This window comes from Azospirillum sp. SYSU D00513 (assembly GCF_017356015.1).
Lineage (GTDB): Bacteria > Pseudomonadota > Alphaproteobacteria > Azospirillales > Azospirillaceae > Azospirillum.
Window position 1 is genome coordinate 1 of the sequence record NZ_JAFIQV010000101.1, and the last position, 2386, is coordinate 2386.

At 61.2% G+C, this 2386-nt stretch carries 3 protein-coding genes; 2 read left to right on the plus strand and 1 reads right to left on the minus strand.

Going from position 1 to position 2386, the window contains the following annotated elements:
* Positions 1–239: 239 nt before the first annotated feature.
* Positions 240–1169 carry a replication protein RepA gene (locus tag JUB11_RS32315; RefSeq protein WP_207462915.1) on the minus strand — a complete coding sequence of 310 codons (930 nt, stop codon included), beginning with the start codon at positions 1167–1169 and terminating at the stop codon, positions 240–242.
* 286 nt (positions 1170–1455) lie between these two features.
* On the opposite strand from JUB11_RS32315, the gene JUB11_RS32320 reads away from it, so the two are divergent.
* The gene (locus JUB11_RS32320; protein WP_348771553.1) at positions 1456–1683 is read left to right on the plus strand and encodes a DoxX family protein; all 228 of its coding nucleotides are present in this window, start codon (positions 1456–1458) and stop codon (positions 1681–1683) included.
* Positions 1684–1999: 316 nt separating this feature from the next.
* Positions 2000–2209, plus strand: a complete 210-nt coding sequence (locus JUB11_RS32325; RefSeq protein ID WP_247887481.1) for a hypothetical protein — start codon at positions 2000–2002, stop codon at positions 2207–2209.
* Positions 2210–2386: the final 177 nt, after the last annotated feature.

The following is a 2386-nucleotide window of genomic DNA, read 5'->3' on the forward strand; positions in this document are numbered from 1 at the left end:
GCGGCTTCCTCCTCGTTGACGATGAACACAGCACGACCTCATGCACGTTGACCGGCATGATGCGCCTGGCTTGGCGGGAACGCCATGCCCGCAGCCCGATTTACGCAACAAGGCCCAGTCGCCTGTCTCATTTCCGGGCCGCAGACACCCGCGCCAGCCCTGCTCCCAGAGCCACTGGATCGGGGCTCTCGCATTTTGTGCTGCGGGGGAGAAAAGCTCGGCTCACAGGCTGGGACGTGTCACTGCAGCCCTAGGCGTTCCCGAGCTTTCGCCACTGGCGGTCGGCTTGGATGCAGGATGATGCTGGTAGATTCCACCTCCACCTTCGCATCAGGATAAGCGGCAAGTGCCATCCGCAGCGCCTCGGTAAAGGCCGGCTTGAAGTTCCGCAGAGCGCCGAAGCCGGCGCCGAATTGCGCAAATACCGAGGTCCAGGACAGGTGGGTCGGCTTGGTCAACGAGTGCAGCCGGTAGGCTAACCACACGTAGATATCGATGGCCATGGACTTATTGCCGATCTCGCGCAGCGCGGCCTCAGATACCGGCACCGGATGCTCGATCAGCGAGTTGTAGAAGGCCTCGTTCAGCCGGACCGTATCCTGCCAGAGCGTCGGCTGCCGTTCGTCGTTCAGCACGCCTGCCAGCTCAATGGCCTTCTCCACGAAGGCGCCGTTCTCGCGCTGCTTGGCGGTGCCCGCGTCCGTGAAGAAGGTCAGCCGGCAGGCGCTGATACGCTTCGCCTGCTCGGTGACCATCTTGTAGGTGGCGCCCCCGATGGACGCCATGCCCATGTTCTTCATCCATCCCTTGAGGGAGCCGCCCAGCTCCACCTCACGCGACCGGCTGCGCAGGGCCTGGGTCTGCAGATAGATAAGGATCATCCGGGCCTTCGAGCCGTACGGCACGCCGATCGGATCGCCGTTTTCCTCGCGTCCCGATTCCACCAGCAGGGTTACCCTGTGCCCCTCGCGTCGCCAGAAAAGCTCCGGCGTGTCCTTGTGGGGCAGGGAGGTCAGGGCAAAGCCTGCATGGCAGATGCCGAGCGTCTCGCTCTCTTCCGCAAGCACGGCGGCTGCGATTTCCAGTGCCTGCCGTTCGAGCTTGTCGGTCACGAGTTCTCTGGCACGCTCCAGGCCGTGTGTCCGCAACAGGGTATGGATGCTCTTCATGATCGTCATTCCGCCCCGGAAAACCTTTCCGGTCAACGGTGGAATCTACCAGCAAAGCTATTTGAGACTATTAGACTCAAACTATTTGTATGGCTGGTAGAATCCACTGGATAACCGACCTTCTGCTGGGAGATTCCACCGAGCATGATTCCAGATTCCACTGGATAACTTAGAGGGGGGCAGCGCAGCGGGGGTCGAATACGGGGTCGAGCGGGGCGAATCGGCGGCTTTCCGCAAACGGTGGAATCTACCAGCACACCGGACCTGACCCCACCCGTCCTACAGTATCACCGGCACGGGCGAGTTCTTCTCCTCCCAGCTGCGCATGAACCCCGGCTGGCTCTTCGCCCTGGCGGCGGGTCTGGTGGAGATCTTCGGCGGCTTGGCGCTTGTGCCCGGCTTGCTGACCCGGCCGGCAGCGCTCGCCATCGCAGTGCTGATGGCAGTCGCCGCCTTCAGCGTGCATCTGCCCAACGGCTTCTCTGGACCGCCGGCGGCTACGAGTACCCGCTGATGTGAGGTCTGCTTGCCATCGTCATCCTGCTGCGTGGCGGCGGCAAGCTCTCGCTGAACCATCGCCTCGGAGAGCGGGGCTAGCAACACGGAAAGCGGCGGAGGTCTCCCCGAGACCCCGCCGATTTGGTGTATTCAAAGGGCATTAAGGTTGGAAGCGGTAAAACTACCCATTCGAGGTATAATGCGCAGAAAGTCTAGATGAAAGTGTTAGTATTTAAGCGACGGAAGCGCAAAGAGTGAATTTAACCCCTCGTTAATTGGCGGGAATGCTTAATGATCTCACCGAACACGGCCCATCCCGGAGTGAAATGATCATGCAGGCGCTCTCGTTCTCTGGTGCAGTTTCTCGTTCTGCCAAGCTTCACCTGAGCGTTCTGGATGACTTCATTGCTGTCGTGGAGCAGAAACTCACCGAAACCGCAAACCCCTTCGCTCGCGACAGCCTCTGCGACATGCTGGCCAACCTGCGTGAGCAGCGCGACGGCTATCTGACCCTAGCCGAGCCGGCCGCCATCGCCGCCTGACGGCAGAGCCGATCTGGATTTCAGTTTTCCCGTCTGACTTCAGGCGCTCCGGTTGGAGCGCCCTTTTCTTTTGCCGGTCGGCGTGGATCCGCCTTGTATCACGGGCACAGACGTTCAGGCTCGGTGTTGAAAGAGCTTGAACGGACACGGGAGAGGGGCGCCGCGTCCGCCTTGAGG

Coding starts and splice junctions, on each gene's coding strand:
- JUB11_RS32325 (WP_247887481.1), top strand. CDS start 2,000: ATGCAGGCGCTCTCGTTCTCTGGTGCAGTTTCTCGTTCTGCCAAGCTT.
- JUB11_RS32315 (WP_207462915.1), bottom strand. CDS start 1,169: ATGAAGAGCATCCATACCCTGTTGCGGACACACGGCCTGGAGCGTGCC.